General features: G+C 49.8%; 1 rRNA gene. It reads left to right on the forward strand.

From position 1 onward, the window contains the following. Positions 1-241 (forward strand): 23S ribosomal RNA (locus tag SH09_RS14050); the annotation flags it as partial.

Consider the following 241-nt stretch of genomic DNA (forward strand, 5'->3'; position numbering starts at 1 on the left):
AGCGGATGAGTTGTGGGTAGCGGAGAAATTCCAATCGAACCTGGAGATAGCTGGTTCTCTCCGAAATAGCTTTAGGGCTAGCCTCAAGTGATGATTATTGGAGGTAGAGCACTGTTTGGATGAGGGGCCCTTCTCGGGTTACCGAATTCAGACAAACTCCGAATGCCAATCAATTTAACTTGGGAGTCAGAACGCGGGTGATAAGGTCCGTGTTCGAAAGGGAAACAGCCCAGACCACCAG

Source organism: Staphylococcus gallinarum, from assembly GCF_000875895.1.
Taxonomy (GTDB): domain Bacteria; phylum Bacillota; class Bacilli; order Staphylococcales; family Staphylococcaceae; genus Staphylococcus; species Staphylococcus gallinarum.